This window comes from Pseudomonas sp. BYT-1, assembly GCF_023611805.1.
GTDB lineage: Bacteria > Pseudomonadota > Gammaproteobacteria > Pseudomonadales > Pseudomonadaceae > Aquipseudomonas > Aquipseudomonas guariconensis.
The window spans coordinates 3,533,085-3,550,145 of sequence record NZ_CP072559.1 but is presented as its reverse complement, the minus strand read 5'-3'; the positions used below and the strand labels follow the sequence as shown (position 1 = coordinate 3,550,145).

The following is a 17,061-nucleotide window of genomic DNA, read 5'->3' as shown; positions in this document are numbered from 1 at the left end:
CATGTCCCGTATCAGTGGCTTTATCGCAGGGGTTCTGTTCGGCATGGGGTTGTTGCTGGCGGGTATGGCCAATCCTGCCAAGGTGCTTGGGTTTCTCGACCTTGCCGGGAAGTGGGATCCCTCCCTGGGATTGGTGATGGTGGGCGCTATCGGTGTGGCGCTGCTTCCCATGGCCTGGGCACGCCGGCATGGCGTGGCGGTGCTGGGCGGCAAGATGCAACTGCCAGACCGGCGCGATGTGGACCGCCGGCTGGTCGGGGGCAGTCTGCTGTTTGGCGTCGGATGGGGGCTGGCGGGTGTCTGCCCTGGGCCGGCGCTGGTCCTGCTACCGGCCGGGTATTGGCAGGCTTGGTTGTTCGTTGTCGCGATGCTCGCCGGTATGGCGCTGTTCCAATGGATCGAAACGCATCGTCGTCATTGATGGGCGGATTAAACCTGTACCTTGCCGCAGGCCTATCCATATCGTGTCGAGCGTCAACGGCCAGAGCCATGTTCAGGTAGTCCAAGACGTAATGGCGAACGTCCTAGGTGATGGCAGGACGCTGGGCATCGCTGCAGCCCTGTTCCAGGGCCATCAGTGCTGGCATGTCCAGAATCTCGACGAGGCGGCCGTGCAAGTCGGCGATACCCAGGGCACGCAAGCGGGCGACCGACCGGCAGATCGTTTCCAGGCGCAGTCCCAGGTAGGAGGCCATGTCTTCCCGCGACATGCGTAGCATGAAGCCATGAGCGGAATAGCCCCGGCTGACGAAGCGCTTGGACAAGCCCAGCAGGAAACTGGCAAGCCGCTCCTCGGCACTGAGGTTGCACAGCATCAGCACACGTTCGTGCTCGCGTACGATTTCCCGGCTCATCAAGCGATTCAGGCTTTGCTGCAGGACGGGAAAGTTTCGAGCCAGCGATTGCAACCGCCGGTAGGGAATAGGGCAGACTTCGCTGTCTTCAAGGGCGATGGCGTCACACACATGAAATTCAGTGGCAATGGCGTCGAGCCCTAGCACATCGCCTGGCATCCAGAAATTGATCACCACACCCAAGCCTTCGGCATTGTTCAGGCTTGTCTTGAAACTGCCGCAGCGCACGGCATACAGGGTATCCAACGGTGCATTGGCATTGAACAGCGCAGCGCCTTTCTTGATGCGTATGCGTGGGCCCACCAGGCTACCCAGGCAACTGCTGTCGCTTACCGGCAGGCCGGTCGGCAGGCACAGCCCGCTGACCCGGCATTGCTGGCACGGGGACGCTAGCGGCTTGAGGTGGATGGGGGTCGCCTTGGCTGCGGGGATGGGCTGCTCGAGCATCCGGACCCTGATCTGACTGGTCATTTCAGGCCTCCTTCACGCATCGCCCGAGCGATGGCATTGCCTTGGCGGACAGCTGCGCATGCCTGCCCGCCATCTGGTTCCAGATTGGGCTGTCGGCGAGCATGTCCAGCGAATGGGGGGCGTTGAGCCGGGCGGTGAGTCGTTCGACGAACTGTTCGGCCTCATCCGGCGTTCTGAAGCCAACGTGCCATTGGTCCATGTGGACACACCAGCGGTGCTGATCGGCGTTTACCTCGATATAGACGTTCATCGGAACCTCCAGAGCGCGCGTGAGCAAGGACTTGCGTATCGATTCGTAGTGCGATGGCGTCCTGCCGACGGCCCTGAAGACCAGGGGGGCATTGCACGATTGCTGTGGCTGTGGGGTTAGCGTGCGCCGTAAATGCTTTGGAGCTTTGATCCGTGTCAAGTTCTTGGTTCGCCGTGGCAGCCGTTTGTCTGAGCCGTTCGAGTTGATAAACATCAAGTCGGGCAGGCGCCGGTGGCAGATGATCGAGGCACGCTTCCCCAACCGCAGAGGTGTGTCATGGACAATCAACGACTCTTGCTCATCGTGTCGCCCTTGATGCGTCGCACGCCGGTCTATGACCGAGCCGCCGCGCTGGCCAAGGCCAAGGGCATGCCCCTGCACATCGTGGCCTTCGACTATCTCGAAGGGCTTGCCACCGCGGGGATGGTCAACGACCAGGCCCTTGCCGTCATGCGCGATGGGTATGTGCGCCAACACCGTGAGTGGTTGGAAACCCAGGCACTGTCGATGCGGCGCAATGGCGTGACGGTCACCACCGAGGTGGTGTGGGTCCAGAATCCGCTGGACGAGATCCTGGTGCATCTGCGCGAGCAGAAATTCGCCATGCTCATCAAGGCGCTCGAGCACGAGCCGTGGTGGGTACGCGCGATGTTCACCTCGCTGGACATCCAGCTGCTGCGCGAAACCAGCATCCCCCTGCATCTGGTGAACAAGGCCAGTCATGCGTTGCCACGCAAGATACTGGCGGCGGTGGACCTGTCCCGGCCCGAAGATCAGGTCGAGGGGCTCAACGACCAGATCATCAGTGAAGCGCTCAAGCTGGCGTTGCAATGCAATGCCCAGATCGACCTGCTGTACGTCTATGACCTGGGCTCGATGTATGTTGACGCCGGCGGTGGTCGCGAGCACTCGTTCCTCTTCGACTCGAGCCAGCTCAAGACCCTTCACGAAGCCCAGAGCGAGGCGTTCCAGGCGCTGGCCGAGCGCAATGGTATCGCCGCCGAGCACCGTCACATGCGCGTCGGCGATCCGGCCAAGGGCCTGGCGTTGTACATGCAGAACAACGACACCGACGTGCTGGTGATGGGCAGCTATCACCATCATGGTATTGGCTGGTTCATTGGCAGTACGGCAGAGCGGGTGCTGCACCGGCTCGACAGCAGCGTGCTGGTGATCTCGCCGGAACGCTCCCGAGGCTGACATCCAAGGCCCGCAAGGGCCTTGTTTCAGGTCCTGAGATCCAGCTCGTGGAGGATCTCGCTGACATCGCCCCCCAGGTAACGTGAGGTGAAGCCCAGCGCCTTGGTCAGTCGGTGGATGGCATAGTTGTTTGCAAGGTCCCTGGACACCATGCAGTGATAGCCATTGCGCCGGGCCGCGTCGATCAGGTGCTTGAGCAGCAACCTGCCCAGGCCCTTGCGTTGCCATGGTTCGCTGACTGCGACTGCGCATTCGCAATTGTGGCTGCCGGGAATCCCTGCATAGCGGCTCACGCCGACCTGTCTGAGTTGGCCGTCCTCATGCGCAAGTGCCACGTATGCCATGCACCGGTGGTAGTCCACCGGCATCAGCCGTGCATCCAGGTTGGGCAAGCCGCTGCTGAGCCCGGCGATGAAGCGAAAGCGCCGTGACTCATAGGTGATCGTGCTGAGAAAGCGCTTGTCCCGTTCATGATCTTCATCGCGCAGTGGGCGGATCAGTACGACAGCGTCATCCGCAAGATGCTCCACCCAATGTTCCTCCACGTCCAGCTGCTTGACGGGTTGCTTGTTCATGTCGCCTCCGATGATCCGGTCGATACCCTGCGAACCGTTGTACCGCGGTGGGCCGGTCCGGTTCTGACAATCGTCAAGTTCATGCGGGACAAGCGGTTTTCTGATCTGCATCAAGCGGCGAGGGGGCTGTTTACCGAAGATCAATTGCATCCCTACTCCTGCCGTGCAAGCCCGGAGGTCCGCCATGGGTCAGTATCGACAACTGCTGGTGCTGCTTACCGACATCGATCCGCATTCCTCAGCCCTGCGCAGGGCGCTTGCCTTGGCCCATGTCAGCGGTGCCAGCGTGCATGTACTGGGGCTGTTCGAACCCACTGAAGAGCACCTGCTGCGGGAGGAGCGACTGAACGAGGTGGATATCAAGCGCCAGTTCATCCACTACCGCGAGCGCCTCGCGCAGCTGGTCGACCGGCACCGGGCCAGCGGTGTCGCGTTGACGGTCGACAGCCTTCATGCCGAAGACATTCGCAGCCAGGCCATCGATTACCTGTGCGAAATGCAACCTGACATGGTCATCAAGGACAGCGAAGCGTTGCCGGCCCTGGCGCGGCTGTTCGGCACGCCGCTGGACTGCGCGCTGACGCGTGGGTTCAAGGGAATGGTGCTATTCGTGCCAACGGCGGCGGTGTCGCTGCCCAAACGCATCATGGTTGCCGTGGACACCGCCTTCAGCGATACCCCTGAGGCCCAGGCGCTGTTCAATCACGGGCTGGTCCAGGCCGCGCAAGCGCTGGCCCTGCAGTGCGATGCGCAGCTGCACCTGCTGTCGGCGTACAACCTGGCGGGGGTGTTTGCCTCGGACATGAATGTGACCCAGGCGTGGATCGACGAAATGCGCAGCGCCCTCCAAGAGCCTTTCGACACCCTGGCCGATGCCGAAGGCGTCCCCCAGGATCGTCGGCTTTTCAAGGAAGGTGGGCCTGTGCAGGTCATTCGCGAGCAGGTGGCCGTGCTGGATACGGACGTGGTGGTCATGGGCGTCGTGCAGCCCAAGGGATTGGACAAGCTGCTGGGCGATACCACTGAACGCATCGTCAGCCGACCGCCTTGCAGTGTGCTGGCGGTTCATCCCCATGTGATCCAGACCTGGGAGCCGCAGCCATGCAACTGACCTTCCTAGGCGGTACCGGCACCGTGACCGGCAGCAAATTCCTGTTGACCCGCGACAGCACCCGCGTGCTGATCGACTGCGGGCTGTTCCAGGGCTACAAGCAGTTGCGCCTGCGCAACTGGGAGCCTTTGCCCGCCCCCCTGCGTGCGCTCGATGCCGTGGTGCTGACCCACGCTCACCTCGATCACAGTGGGTACCTCCCGGTGTTGGCACGCGAAGGGTATTGCGGGCCGATCTATGCGACGCCGGCTACCTGCGCCTTGGCCGAAATCCTGCTGCTCGACAGCGCCCGGTTGCAAGAAGAGCAGGCCGAGCACGCCAACCGGCATGGCTATTCCAAGCACTCACCGGCGCGCCCGCTCTATACCGAGCAGGATGCCAAGCGCGTACTGGCGCTGTTTCGCCCGGTAGAGTTGCACCACAGTACCGTGGTTGCCGAGGGCATGGAGCTTCTGTTGCGTACGGCCGGGCATATCTTGGGCGCTGCGTCCGTGCAGATCACCGCCGACGGCCAGCGATTGCTGTTTTCCGGCGACCTGGGGCGCCCGCAGGACCCGATCATGCACGCGCCCGAACTGGTCAGGACGGCAGATGTACTGCTGGTGGAGTCCACCTACGGGGATCGCAAGCATCCTGACGAATCCACCGAGCAGTACCTGGCCCAGGTCATCAACCAGACGCTCCTGCGCCATGGCATCACCTTGGTGCCATCCTTCGCCGTGGGCCGAGCCCAGCTACTGATGTACTACCTGTACAAGCTCAAACGCGACGGGCTGATACCGGACATTCCGGTCTATCTCAACAGCCCGATGGCGACCGATGCCACCGTCCTGTACCAGCAGTTCAGGGGCGAGCACCGCCTGTCACCGGCGGAGTGCGCTGCGATGTGCAGGGGCACACACATCATCCGCACCGTCGATGAGTCTCGGCGCCTGGACCAGCTGCGCGAGCCGGCGGTGATCATTGCCGCCAGCGGCATGGCGACCGGCGGGCGGGTACTGCATCACCTCAAGGCGCTGGCGCCCAATCCCCGCAACAGCATCCTGTTTTCGGGATTCCAGGCCGGTGGTACACGCGGCGCCGATATCGTCGCCGGCGCGCACAGCGTGCGCGTGCATGGCGAAGATGTGCCCATCAGGGCGCAGGTGTATGCAATGGAGAATCTTTCGGCGCATGCCGATGCTGACGAAATCATGGAGTGGTTGCGCGGGTTCGCCCGGCCGCCTCGCCAGACCTATGTCATCCATGGCGAGCCGCACGCGGCCGACACCTTGCGCCGGCGTATCAGCCTCGAACTCGGATGGCAGGTCTGCGTACCCGAACATCAGGAAACCGTTGCCATAGACCCTGTGCGCTAGCCAGGCGCGGGAGGCTGTCATGGATACACAAGCAAGGGCAAAACTCAAGGCATGGATGCAGCGGCCCAAGGGTAGTCTGGGTTGGGTCATGGCCATCGTCACCTGGGTGGTGGCCGCCTCTGCCTACCAGGCGTTGGGCCCGTCCTGGCGCCTGCCGATGCGTGATCCCGCGGTCTTGTTGACGTTACTGGTCTTGAGTATCGCGGTGGGATGGGCCGTGCAGCGCGGCGTGAGGCGCACAGTGGGCAAAGCCATTTTCGAAGGGCAGACCACCGGCTGGCAGGCCAGGCTCGCCTTCATCCGGGCGGTAGCCCGGGAGTCGAATGTGCTGCTGGGCGTGCTGGTGCTCTTGGCTGTGCTCGGCGCCAGCACGCTCTGGCTGGCAGGCCGCTCCGTGGAGCGTATCGTGGATAGATGCCAGGCCAACTTGCAGGCCCAGGTGCAGGCGCCCGAGGACGAGCCCCTCGCCACTCTGGTGGGCAGGCCGGTGTGCTCATGCCTGGCGCAGACCTTTCTGGACCGCAATGGCGTGATCCGACTGGCGTTGTTCGAGACACCGTTGCAGCAAGCGAGCACCCTCAAAGCCTTGACGCCGGCGGATGAGCGGCGTTGTCTGGCGCAGTTCGACTTGCTGCCCGAAGAGGCCGCCGAGGCGATGCCCTAGAGGCGCGATAGGCGATCGAATCAACAGGCGTCCGTCGCGACGCAGGAGGCTCCCATGACTCAGGATCTTGCACGGCAGACTACCTTTGCGAACCGCACCGAAGCCGGTCGAGCCCTGGTGGAGCCGCTGCGTGAATACACCAACAGGCCTGATGCGATCGTGCTCGCATTGCCCCGTGGTGGTGTGCCAGTGGCGTATGAAGTTGCCACGGCCCTCGGGCTTCGCCTGGACCTGCTGGTGGTGCGCAAGCTCGGCCTGCCTTCGCATCCGGAGTACGCCATGGGCGCCATTGCCAGCGGGGGCATCCGCATTCTCAATGACGATGCGCTCCGAGCGTATCCCATCGACCGCACCCGTTTCCAAACTGTGCTGGACCAGGAAACCCAGGAACTGCTGCGACGGGAAAAGAAATACCGGGGCAATCGCCCACCGCTGCAGCTCAAGGACCAAGTGGTAATCCTTATCGACGACGGCCTGGCCACAGGCGCCTCGATGATGGCCGCCGTTCAAGCGGTGCGGGCACAGGCGCCTTCGCGCATCGTGGTTGCGGTGCCGGTCTCGCCCCCGGATACGCTCGACGCCCTGTGCACAAAGGTGGATCAGGTCATTTGCCCGCTGGTGCCGGAGCGGATGGTCTCAGTCGGCTATTGGTACCTGGATTTTCCCCAGACCACCGACGAAGAAGTCCTGGCGCTCATGCACAAGGCAAGCTTGCGTGAGTCAACGTGAGACTGCCGGTCGTAGAGTTTCTCCTGCAAGCTGTTCGAAGGTGCGTTCATCAACGTCATCCCCAGATGGATAGCTGAGGGCGGCCCTGAAGGGCCGCCGCGACACCGTTTCAGACCAGCGAGAGGCGATGGATGACTTGGCTGGCGTCATCCGGATCCCGGGTCGTGGTGAACCCCGCCGCTTTAGCAAGATCACGCATCGCTACGTTAGAGGCGGCATCGATCGAATACATCGCTCGCAGGCCTCTGCTGCGGGCATGGTCGATCAGATGTTTGAGCAGCAGACGGCCCAGACCGTGATGCTGCCAGCTGTCGAGGACCGTTACCGCGCATTCGCACTCGTCGTCCTTCTCGCAGGCGGCATAGCGGGAAATGCCCACTTCCTGCAGTTCGCCATCGACGTGGGCAAGCGCGACATAGGCGGCGTGCCGGTCCTGGTCGACATCCATCAGTTGGTTGAGCATTGCCTCGCCAGGCTCTTTGAGCTGGCACAGGAAGCGGAAATGACGCGATTCTGGGGATAGCCGTTCGATAAAGGCCTTTTCGCGCTGGCGGTCCTTGGGTTGCAAGGGCCTGATCAGCACATGGTTGCCATTGTCGAGTGCTTCGATCCAGTGCTCGCCGGAGGGCACGGGGAACGAGGGTGCGGTGTGCTTAGGGGTCATATCGGCGGTAGCCATGGCAATTTCCTCGTTTGCAAAAAAGGACGATGGAGATTCAGTTTCAACGTTCAGGCGTTGATCGACTTGATCGTTATCAAGTGCCCGGTTGCCGGTCATCGCAGCCGCTCGCGTCGAGGTCTATCCTCGGCTCAGGTAACCGTTGGGGTCACCGGAAACGATTGCCTGGCGCATGAGCATGACGAGGGCTCGCGGGCTTGTCTTGATCTTGCTCAGGTTCAGGCAGGGAGGCAGATGACCCTTGGTCGGCCATGGCGCATGGCTCAGACGAAGCAGCTAGTTTTTATATATGCCCTGCATGAGAAAGCGGAGGCATCGTCATGTCAGGCTCTGAAGATTTGGGGGCAAGGCCCCAGGTGAAGTGCCTTGCGTGCTCGTTGAGCCGGCTTTGCCTGCCCGCCAGCCTCAGTGCTGACGAAGTGGACAAGCTCGAGCACATCGTGCGCCGGAATCGCCCGCTAAAGAAGGGCGAGTACCTGTTCAAGGCCGATGAGCCCATGGATCACGTGTTTGCCCTGCGCTCAGGGGCCATCAAGAATTTCCTGCTCGACGCCGAAGGCAACGAGCGGGTCAGCGGATTCATCCTGCCGGGGGAAATGCTGGGCCTGGATGCCATCGGTGCCAGTCATTACCGAAGCTACGCCCTGGCGCTGGACATATCGCTGGTCTGCTCGATCAAGCTCGATCAACTGGTTGACCTGTCGGGGCAGATTCCAGGCTTGCGCTACCAGCTGTTGCACATGCTCAGCCTGGGGATCCAGGGCAAGGATGAACACCTGCGCTGCTGCCATGGGCGTGCCGACCAGCGCCTTGCGATATTCCTGCTGGGCATGTCGGCTCGGTATCACCAGCGAGGCCTACGTACCGACCTGTTCAGACTGCCCATGTCCCGAGGCGACATTGCCAATTACCTGGATCTGACGCTTGAAACCGTCAGCCGGCTGTTCAGCCGATTCACCCAGGCAGGGTTCATTGAATGCGTCGGTCGGGAAGTCCGGCTTGTCGACCAGCAAAGCCTGGTCAATCTCACCCGGGTGGAGGAGGCCGGTTGAGCATCGCGAGCACCCGGTCATAGCGTTGCACCGGGCCTTCCAGCGCAGATCGCCAGCGCTCTGCTTGGGGCGCCACTTGATCCGTACGTAGCCAGATACGCTGTGCAGGTACGCCGTGTTGCCAGCACAGGCGGGCGGCTTGGCGGGCGATGTGCGCCGGCGCGCAGCAGTAGACGGTGTCGGGCTTGAAATGCGTCAGTTGATCTGCAAGTTGCGCCCATCCGCTGCAGCTGTTGCGGGGCAGGGGAGACAGCGTCGAGAGCCTGTGGAGACAATCATCGGGTAGCTGATCGTGGGGGAAGCCTTCGTGTGACAGTTGCACCTGCACCCAGGGCAGCCAGCAGAGGATTTCATCCAGGCAGCCAAGAAGCGCCAGGATCCCTTCTCCTCGGGTGATCGCCAGCAGCCGCGTACTGTGCAACGGAATCGGCCAAGCGCTGCCCAGCGGCCCTGAGTAATCGAGAACATCACCTGCCTGCCCCAATGCTTGGGTGCGATGCGTGGTCACGGTGAAGCGCCTGGCCATGCCTGGCAGGCTGACGTAGCTGCATGACAGGTCAACGCCTCGGCTGCCCAGCAGGCAGTACTGGCCCGGCATCGCTTCCGTGAGCTGCGAGCCGCACAGCTCCAGGCGCAAGCATTGCTGGATGCCTGGGCCCGGTAACACTTCCAGTAACCGGACACCTCCGCTGTCTTCCCGCCTCATACGCGCCTCGAACGTGCAAGCGTTACGTGCTTGCTTCAGGCTAGGCCTCTGCCACAGGCGCACTTTGATCAGGGTCAAACCGGCATCCTCGGGCTTCCTTCAGCCGATGACGCATCGCTACTTGGCCTTCCAGTACTTCTGCATCTCCAGGAACAGGAACGATGCCGTCCAGGTGATCAACACCAGGCCTGTCAGCGCTTGCAGACCTGTGAGGTACTTGAGATTGCCCGTGGGGGCGATGTCGCCGAAGCCGATGGTGGTGTAGGTGGTGAAGGAGAAGTACACGCAGTCCATGAACGTGCCGTCGAAATTGCCACTGAACGAGCCCCAGCCTTCGGCATTGGCCATCAGGTAGTAGGCCAGGGCGAAGCACCACACCTCCAATGCGTGGGCTAGCAGCGCCCCGAACACACCGACCACGATCCGGAAGCGGCTCCATAGCTTCAGCCGTGGCAGCCAGTCGTTCAGGCGCAGAAGGCATTCGTAGTGAATGATCACCACAAGAATCACGACCAGTGTGTTGATCAGCGTGACGGTGAACATGGCAGGCACCCTGGCCGAAATCGGGTGATTATTTTGCAGTGCCGATCAATGGGTATGCCACAGGCTCCTTGAGCTGCGGCTGCAGGGCGGGAAACTCCTCGGGCGTGATGGTTTCTTTGGCCAGCAGCAAGCGCGCGCCTGCGTCCAGATCGGCACGGCGTTGCTCAAGCAATGCCTGGGCTCGCTTGTAGGCCTGCTCGAGCAGCTCACGAATGCCAAGGTCGATTTCCCGCGCCGTTTGCTCGGAGTAATCCTTGTGCTCCTGACGCAACAGGGCGTCTCCAAGGTAACTGGCCTGCTGGCGCTCCAGCACTGCCTGGCCCAATTCAGGGCTCATGCCGAACCGGGTGATCAGCTGTCGGGCAATATCGGTGGCGCGGCCCAGGTCATCGGCGGCCCCGGTGGACACCTGGCCGAATGCCAGGCTTTCGGCCGCACGGCCTGCCATCAGCACCACGATACGGTCTCTGAGCATCTGCCCGCTGATCAGGAAGCGGTCGTCCGTCGGCCTTTGCAGGGTATAGCCCAGCGAGCCCGCGGCCCGTGGGATGATCGACACCTTGTGGACCGGGTCCATCGCCGGCAGGCTGCTGGCGGCCAGGGCATGGCCCATTTCGTGATACGCCACGACCTGGCGCTCGTCTTCACGCAGCACGGTGCTCTTGCGCTCTACCCCAGCGACCAGGCGCTCGACCGCCGCGGTGAAGTCCTCCAGTTCGACCCACTGACTGGCGCGCCGGGTGGCGACGATGGCCGCCTCGTTGACCAGGTTGGCCAGGTCGGCGCCGGTCAGGCCAGGCGTGATATCGGCGATGCGTTCGCAATCCAGGTCGTTCTTGTAGACGATCTTGTGCAGGTGCACTTTCAGGATCGCCAGGCGGCCCTTGCGATCGGGCCGGTCTATCAGGATCTGCCGGTCGAATCGTCCAGCGCGCAGCAACGCCGGGTCCAACACCTCGGGGCGATTGGTGGCTGCCAGCAGCACGACGCCTTCGCGCGGATCGAAGCCGTCCAGTTCGGCCAGCAGTTGGTTCAGCGTCTGCTCCTTCTCGTCATTGCCACCCAGGTTGCCGATACCGCGCATCTTGCCCAGGGCGTCCAGCTCATCGATGAAAATGATGCACGGTGCCGCGTGTCGAGCCTGGTCGAACAGGTCGCGCACTCGGGCGGCGCCCACGCCCACGAACATTTCCACGAACTCCGATCCGGAGATCGAGAAGAAGGGGACTCCCGCCTCTCCGGCGATTGCCTTGGCCACCAAGGTCTTGCCGGTTCCGGGGGGACCGACCAGCAAGGTGCCTTTGGGGACGTGGGCCCCCAGGCGTGCGTACCAGGCCTGGTTTTTCAGGAACGAGACGATTTCGATCAGTTCATCCTTGACGTCATCGATCCCGGCAACATCGGCGAAGGTGACCTTGATGTCCCGCTGGGCATAGACCCGCGCACGGGACTTGCCGACACTCATCAAGCCCCCCAGCCCCTGCTTTTCCCCAAACCCACGGAAGATGAAGAACCAGGCGCCGAGCATGACCATCAACGGCAGTAACCAGCCCGCCAAGTCCGCGACCGTGTTGTCTTCTGCCAGACCGGTGAAGGCGACCCCGGACTGGCTGAGCTGCGCCGACAGCGCCGGATCGACGCGGACGGTGGAAAACCGTTCGCGCCCATCGATGGGTTCCTGCAGCCTGCCCTGGATACGATTGCGCTTGATTTGCAGATCACTGACTTTTTGCTGTTCGAGCAGTTGCAGGAACTGGCTGTAAGGGAGGGTTGCGACAGCCGAGCGGTCGAACAGACTGAACAGCAGGGCGGTGAGCAGCGCGATCGCGATCGCCAGGTAATACAGTTTCGATGGCTGATCTTTATTCATGGCCGCAGTTCCTCGAGACGATCACTGGACGGGCCTCGTGCCACGCATTCTATGAAGCGCTTCAGGCGATCAGCAGACAATCGTCGACCTTCCTCACGCCGGGCACCGCCCCCTGAAAGCGTGACGACGCCATTGCCTTTAGTCCTTGTTTTTACCCGTCGATGGCCTGGCGCGATTGACAAAGGTCAAGATCGACGTGCTGCCCACGCCGCAGGAGCTTGATAAATGTCAGGCCGCTGCCCGATGCGCTACGGATACTCAAGTCATCTTAGGCACCTGCGAGGGCATGGACATGCGACGCTATCTGCTTATCGGGTTGTCGATCGTGCTGGTATCCGTTTCAGGCTGCAGTCCTTGGCGCGCCGAGGAAATCGATGCGCGCCTGGAGTCGGCGGAGAACAACGCCGCCACCGCAAGGCTGCGCGCTGACGAGGTCTGCTACCGGATCGATCTGGTCGAGCAGACTGCCAACCAGGCGCTGCGCATCGCGACCCAGACCCAGCAAGAGGTCCAACGGTTGCAGCGGCAGGCCAAACAGAAGTAACCGCCATGTCACGTCGTTGGCTGGACCCGGGCCTGTTGCTCGTGAGTGCAGTGGCCTTGCTGTTTGGCGGGGTCGCCTATGCCGCGCAGCAGCCTGCCTGGGCGGCGCTGATCTGGGCGGGAGGCAGCAGTGTGATGGCCCTGGTGCTGGCCGTGGAGATCGCCAGGCGCCTGGCCAGGCGCGAAGCTGGCATCGATCTCATCGCCCTGGTGTCGATCCTGGCGGCGCTGTGGCTGGAGCAGATGCTGGTCGGTGCGGTGGTCGCGCTGATGCTGGCGACCGGGCGTGCATTGGAGGCGCTCAGCCTGCAACACGCCGAGCGCGAACTGCGGGCCTTGATCGAGCGGGCTCCCCAGCGTGCCTGGATTCAAGAAAACGACGGGCTGCGTGAAGTACCCGTGGACGAAGTTCAGCCCGGTCAAATCGTATGGGTGCGCCTGGGCGAGGTGGTGCCGGTCGATGGTCGTCTGCTGAGCGATCAGGTGATACTGGATGAGGCTGCGCTCACGGGCGAGTCCTTGCCGGTCACACGCTATTGCGGTGAGCTTCTGGCCAGTGGCGTGACCAACACCGGCGCGCCAGTGCTGTTACTGGCCACGCGCACGGCAGCGCAGAGCACCTATGCTGGCATCGTACGTCTGGCCGAAACGGCGCGTCGATCTCGCGCGCCTTTCGTTCGCTTGGCCGATCGTTACGCCTTGGGCTTCATTGCGCTGACGTTGCTGGTCGCGGGGGCCGCCTGGTGGCTCAGTGGCGATGTGTATCGCGTGCTCGCAGTGTTGGTGGTCGCCACCCCCTGTCCGCTCATATTGGCCGTGCCCATCGCCATCATCTCCGGTATTTCCAGGGCCGCGCGACGCAACATCCTCGTGCGGGATGGCCAGGTTCTGGAAGCGCTTGCCGGGATCCGGCAGGTCTTTCTGGACAAGACCGGTACCTTGACCGGTGGTCATGCCCAGATGCAATCGATCGAGCTCCAGGGTGAAGGGCTGCCGCTGCAGCTTCTGCAGTGGGCCGCCTCGCTGGCACAGGCCTCTTCGCACCCGATCGCCCAGGCCATTGTCCAGGCCGCTCGCGTGCGCGGTTTGTCGCTGACACCTCCTCAGGATGTGCAGGAGACTCCCGGGCAGGGGCTTGCCGGCACCGTACAGGGGCATGCCGTGCGCTTGGGAGCGGTGGGCTATGTGCAAGGCGAAGCGCAAAGCGATGCCTGGGCGCAGGCGCGCTTGCAGCAGCTGGATTACCTGGCCAGCAGTGGCAGTTTTGTCGCGATCGACGGTCAACTCAAAGGGATGATCAGGCTGGCCGACAACCTGCGCCTGGAAGCACCCCAGAGCCTGCGCTTGCTCCGTAACCGAGGTATCGAAAAGATCGTCATGCTGACGGGGGATCGTCTGGAAACGGCACAGGCAATCGCACTGACTGCGGGCATCGACGAACTGCATTCTGGCCTGACGCCCGAGGACAAGGTGCGTCTGGTGCAGGAAGGCTGCCGCCGCGAGCCAACGCTGATGGTCGGCGATGGCATCAATGATGCTCCAGCCCTGGCCGCTGCCGATGTCGGCGTGGCCATGGGGGCGTCTGGCGTCACCGCTTCGGCACAGGCGGCGGGTGTGGTGCTGCTGGTGGACCGATTCGACCGGCTGGTCGAAGCACTGGATATTGCCCGGCATGCCGTGCACATCGCGCGGCAAGGCGTGTGGGCCGGGATGAGCCTGTCGTTGCTGGCCATGCTCATCGCCGCGGCAGGCTATCTGCCGGCCTTGCTCGGCGCCATCCTGCAGGAAGGGATCGATCTGCTGATCATCGGCAATGCCCTGCGCGCATTGGGACCCTGGCCCGGTAGGCGGCGCGCCGGCATCGACGTCGCCGCGATCGATCGGCTCCAGGATGAGCACCGGCAACTGGAGGGGGTGCTAACGGACCTGAGCCAGATGGCTCGCGACTTTTCCAGTCGTCCTTTCGACAAGGCACAGGCCGACTTGAGCAACTTGGTCGCTGCTCTGCACAACCTGCTGGAGCGTCACGAACGCGATGACGAACGCCGGCTCTACCCGCTGCTTAGCCGCTTCATGCCAGGTGATGATCCACTGTCGACCATGAGCCATACCCATCGCGAAATCTTTCGCCTGATTCATCTGCTGTCGCGTATGAGCGAAGATTTCAGCCAGGCAACGCGAGCTCCAAGTGCTGAAGAGATACAGCAACAGCTTGTTCGTCTGGACACCCTGGCCAAGCTTCACTTCGACCAGGAGGACGCGCTGTATCGCTCCTTGGATCGACGCTGAGCTTGGGTGTGAGCGGTTGCTGTATCAGGTGTCCTGCAATTGCTCGGCACGCAGCAGTGTCTGACCGGTGCTGATCAGGTCGTCGAAAACGATGACGGTTCTGCCGGCCACGTCACCTATCAGATGCTCGCCCCTCAGCCCTGCCTTGGCCAGCATCAAGCCTAAACGGTGCGCCACCGCATTCAACCGTGAATGGCCAGAATGCTGGACTGGACCTTGTACAGGGCCTGCTCGGTGGTGCTGCCGACAACCTTGGTGCGCCCTTCATGGTAGAGCGTTCCCATCACCACCACGTCGAAACCCTGTTGATTGGCGAACTCGCTGACGACTTTGCTGGCGGGTCCGCGCACCAGATGCAGGTGATCCTGCCGAATGCTTTGGTCGGCACCCAGCTTTGCCAGACGCTCGCGTGCGCGGCCGGTCATTTCCTCGACCAGCGCCTCGGTCCAGGCCACAGGGGCGGCTGCATAGGCAACGAAGCTGGGGCTGGGTTCGTATGCCTGAAGCAGGTGCAGTTGCGCTTTACAGCGCTGCGCAAGGGTGTGTGCCGCTTGCAAGATGCGATCGTTGAGTTTCTGGATCGTTGGGCCGTTCTCGGCCAGTTCCACAGCGGCAATGACACGTGTTGGCAGCGTGGGCTCGGCATGGGCCACCAGGTGTAGAGGGATCGGGCAACGACGCAGCAACTGCCAATCTAGTGGCGTGAGCAGGGCGCGGCTCAGGGCGGTTTCGTGCTTGATGTCCTTGATCACCATTTCCACACGATGCAGTTGGGCCAGGTGAATCAAGTCCTTCAGCGGATCGTCTTCGTCCACGGTTTCGGCGTAGGCGGTGATGCCGAGCGCCCCCAGCGCCGCGACCTGTTCAGCCAGCCAGGCCTTGCGATGCTCGGCGTCCTGCTTGCGGGCATTGCTGCGCAGTACCTGGTCCAGCGTCGCCAAGCGGCTTGGCAGTTGGCTCAACACCACAAGGTGCAGAGTAGCCCCCGTGCCACTGGCCAGCGCTTGCGCGCGGGCCATGGCGGGCGAGGGGTGCAGGTCTGGATGGCAGATCAACAGGAGTCGCGAATAGGTAGTCATGATGGCCTCCTCGGCGATGGCAGCCTTGAGCAAGGCGCATCGGTACAGGCCAAGGGTGACGTATCGGGCCTTTCAAGCCTTGACTTTTATCAAGCTTGCGCCAGCACCTGCTCTGATAATGACGGGGCTGCGAGTGTCGACCCTCGTCTCGGGAGGTGGCCTATGAGCCCGTACCGCCGGATTCTCTTGATCATGACCCAGCCCGAGTCATGTCCGGCCGCCTTGCTTCGGGCGCTGGCGTTGGCGGATGCTTCGGGCGCGGCGTTGCATGTACTGGCTGTCTATGAGCCCACGGAGCTGCGATTGCACCACGAACTGCAGCAACCCCCGGCAGCGACAGCATCGTTCGTGCATTTCAATGCCGAGCTCAATGCGTTGCTCGACGAGCAGTGCGCCCACCGGCCCCGTCCATCGTTCGAGGCCGTGCAGACCCTCAACCCGCGTGATTTCCTCCCCGCCTATATTGCGAAGTTCGCACCTGACCTGGTGATCAAGGATTGCCCCGCCAGCTCGATGTTTGGGCAGATCGCGCAGGCCTCGCTCGACTATGCGTTGTTGCATGCCTGCCAAGGGCTGTTCCAGTTCGTGCCGGTCAATGCGCCGGCCATGCCGGCCCAGGTGTTGATTGCAGTGGATGTGGCCAGTCCCGAGCCTGCTCAGCACGTGCTCAACCACCGGTTGATAGAGGCCGGTCAGCAACTGGCGCTCCAGTGCAATGGGCACGCGCACCTGTTGTCGGCCTACGACCTGCCCATGGCCATGCTGGCCAATGCAGAGCTCGCCGAGCCATGGGCACAGGAGGTGCGAGCGTCACTGCGGGTACCGTTCGATACCTTGGCCGATGCGCACGGTATTGCCTATTCGCATCGGTACTTCGTCGAGGGGGCGCCACTTCGCATCATCAAGGCGCATATCAGCTCGCTGATGATCGATGTGGTCGTGGTGGGCGTGGTGCAGCCCAAGCGTTGGGCCAAACTGATTGGGGACACCACCGAAAGACTCATCGGCAGTGCCCCCTGCAGCATTCTGGCGGTCAAGCCGACACCTGCGGTCTGACACGGTGCTATGTGCACGGCCATGGCGCACCA

The 17,061-nt window shown here is 62.6% G+C and carries 18 protein-coding genes and 1 pseudogene; 10 read left to right on the top strand and 9 right to left on the bottom strand.

All coding sequences use genetic code 11. The features are described from left to right. Nucleotide 1: 1 nt before the first annotated feature. On the top strand, nucleotides 2–421 hold the full coding sequence (locus tag J5X93_RS16495; protein WP_182942859.1) for a DUF6691 family protein: 420 nt from the start codon (nucleotides 2–4) through the stop codon (nucleotides 419–421). 103 nt (nucleotides 422–524) lie between these two features. On the opposite strand, the gene J5X93_RS16490 is transcribed toward J5X93_RS16495, so the two are convergent. After that, a complete protein-coding gene (locus tag J5X93_RS16490) occupies nucleotides 525–1,325 on the bottom strand; it encodes a helix-turn-helix domain-containing protein (RefSeq protein ID WP_182942861.1) in 801 nt (266 codons plus the stop codon). 1 nt (nucleotide 1,326) lies between these two features. Further along, a complete protein-coding gene (locus tag J5X93_RS16485) occupies nucleotides 1,327–1,575 on the bottom strand; it encodes a hypothetical protein (RefSeq protein ID WP_070571247.1) in 249 nt (82 codons plus the stop codon). Between the two features lie 276 nt (nucleotides 1,576–1,851). Here J5X93_RS16485 and J5X93_RS16480 point away from each other — a divergent pair, with 276 nt between their 5' ends. Beyond that, entirely contained in the window at nucleotides 1,852–2,775 is a 924-nt protein-coding gene (locus tag J5X93_RS16480) for a universal stress protein (RefSeq protein WP_090344605.1), read from the top strand. Nucleotides 2,776–2,801: 26 nt separating this feature from the next. On the opposite strand, the gene J5X93_RS16475 is transcribed toward J5X93_RS16480, so the two are convergent. Further along, nucleotides 2,802–3,350: a GNAT family N-acetyltransferase gene (locus J5X93_RS16475; protein WP_182943308.1), complete on the bottom strand. Its 549-nt coding sequence runs from the start codon at nucleotides 3,348–3,350 to the stop codon at nucleotides 2,802–2,804. Nucleotides 3,351–3,534: 184 nt separating this feature from the next. On the opposite strand from J5X93_RS16475, the gene J5X93_RS16470 reads away from it, so the two are divergent. From J5X93_RS16470 to J5X93_RS16455, 4 genes are read left to right on the top strand one after another with little or no spacing between them, the layout of a single operon-like run. Next, on the top strand, nucleotides 3,535–4,461 hold the full coding sequence (locus J5X93_RS16470) for a universal stress protein (RefSeq protein ID WP_182815466.1): 927 nt from the start codon (nucleotides 3,535–3,537) through the stop codon (nucleotides 4,459–4,461). Beyond that, nucleotides 4,452–5,819: an MBL fold metallo-hydrolase RNA specificity domain-containing protein gene (locus J5X93_RS16465; protein WP_182942863.1), complete on the top strand. Its 1,368-nt coding sequence runs from the start codon at nucleotides 4,452–4,454 to the stop codon at nucleotides 5,817–5,819. Before J5X93_RS16470 ends, J5X93_RS16465 begins: the two co-directional genes overlap by 10 nt. Nucleotides 5,820–5,838: 19 nt before the next feature. After that, nucleotides 5,839–6,483, top strand: a complete 645-nt coding sequence (locus J5X93_RS16460; RefSeq protein WP_232092077.1) for a hypothetical protein — start codon at nucleotides 5,839–5,841, stop codon at nucleotides 6,481–6,483. Nucleotides 6,484–6,537: 54 nt separating this feature from the next. Next, a complete protein-coding gene (locus J5X93_RS16455; protein WP_043209044.1) occupies nucleotides 6,538–7,212 on the top strand; it encodes a phosphoribosyltransferase in 675 nt (224 codons plus the stop codon). Nucleotides 7,213–7,321: 109 nt separating this feature from the next. Here J5X93_RS16455 and J5X93_RS16450 read toward each other — a convergent pair whose 3' ends face one another. Then, a complete protein-coding gene (locus tag J5X93_RS16450) occupies nucleotides 7,322–7,891 on the bottom strand; it encodes a GNAT family N-acetyltransferase (RefSeq protein ID WP_182943310.1) in 570 nt (189 codons plus the stop codon). A gap of 320 nt (nucleotides 7,892–8,211) precedes the next feature. On the opposite strand from J5X93_RS16450, the gene fnr reads away from it, so the two are divergent. Continuing rightward, the gene (fnr, locus tag J5X93_RS16445) at nucleotides 8,212–8,943 is read left to right on the top strand and encodes a fumarate/nitrate reduction transcriptional regulator Fnr (RefSeq protein WP_070571237.1); all 732 of its coding nucleotides are present in this window, start codon (nucleotides 8,212–8,214) and stop codon (nucleotides 8,941–8,943) included. Here the strand turns inward: fnr and J5X93_RS16440 are convergent. From J5X93_RS16440 to ftsH, 3 genes are read right to left on the bottom strand one after another with little or no spacing between them, the layout of a single operon-like run. Next, a complete protein-coding gene (locus J5X93_RS16440; protein ID WP_232092078.1) occupies nucleotides 8,918–9,727 on the bottom strand; it encodes a ferredoxin reductase domain-containing protein in 810 nt (269 codons plus the stop codon). The genes fnr and J5X93_RS16440 overlap by 26 nt on opposite strands. A 39-nt stretch (nucleotides 9,728–9,766) precedes the next feature. Then, on the bottom strand, nucleotides 9,767–10,192 hold the full coding sequence (locus J5X93_RS16435; protein ID WP_043209039.1) for a potassium channel family protein: 426 nt from the start codon (nucleotides 10,190–10,192) through the stop codon (nucleotides 9,767–9,769). Nucleotides 10,193–10,220: 28 nt separating this feature from the next. Then, the gene (ftsH, locus tag J5X93_RS16430) at nucleotides 10,221–12,062 is read right to left on the bottom strand and encodes an ATP-dependent zinc metalloprotease FtsH (protein ID WP_182942865.1); all 1,842 of its coding nucleotides are present in this window, start codon (nucleotides 12,060–12,062) and stop codon (nucleotides 10,221–10,223) included. Nucleotides 12,063–12,354: 292 nt separating this feature from the next. On the opposite strand from ftsH, the gene J5X93_RS16425 reads away from it, so the two are divergent. Next, the gene (locus J5X93_RS16425; RefSeq protein WP_043209082.1) at nucleotides 12,355–12,606 is read left to right on the top strand and encodes an Lpp/OprI family alanine-zipper lipoprotein; all 252 of its coding nucleotides are present in this window, start codon (nucleotides 12,355–12,357) and stop codon (nucleotides 12,604–12,606) included. A gap of 5 nt (nucleotides 12,607–12,611) precedes the next feature. Next, nucleotides 12,612–14,894 (top strand): heavy metal translocating P-type ATPase, encoded by a 2,283-nt coding sequence (locus J5X93_RS16420; protein WP_102081465.1) that lies wholly within the window; start codon nucleotides 12,612–12,614, stop codon nucleotides 14,892–14,894. Between the two features lie 39 nt (nucleotides 14,895–14,933). On the opposite strand, the pseudogene J5X93_RS16415 reads toward J5X93_RS16420, so the two are convergent. Together J5X93_RS16415 and J5X93_RS16410 are read right to left on the bottom strand one after the other, a co-directional pair. Beyond that, nucleotides 14,934–15,041: pseudogene (locus tag J5X93_RS16415) on the bottom strand (ribose-phosphate diphosphokinase); the annotation flags it as partial. Nucleotides 15,042–15,076: 35 nt separating this feature from the next. Then, nucleotides 15,077–15,973, bottom strand: coding sequence for a universal stress protein (locus J5X93_RS16410; protein WP_070571233.1), 897 nt, complete (start codon nucleotides 15,971–15,973; stop codon nucleotides 15,077–15,079). Between the two features lie 162 nt (nucleotides 15,974–16,135). Between J5X93_RS16410 and J5X93_RS16405 the strand changes: the two genes are divergently transcribed. Then, nucleotides 16,136–17,029: a universal stress protein gene (locus tag J5X93_RS16405; RefSeq protein ID WP_102081466.1), complete on the top strand. Its 894-nt coding sequence runs from the start codon at nucleotides 16,136–16,138 to the stop codon at nucleotides 17,027–17,029. Nucleotides 17,030–17,061 lie beyond the last annotated feature (32 nt).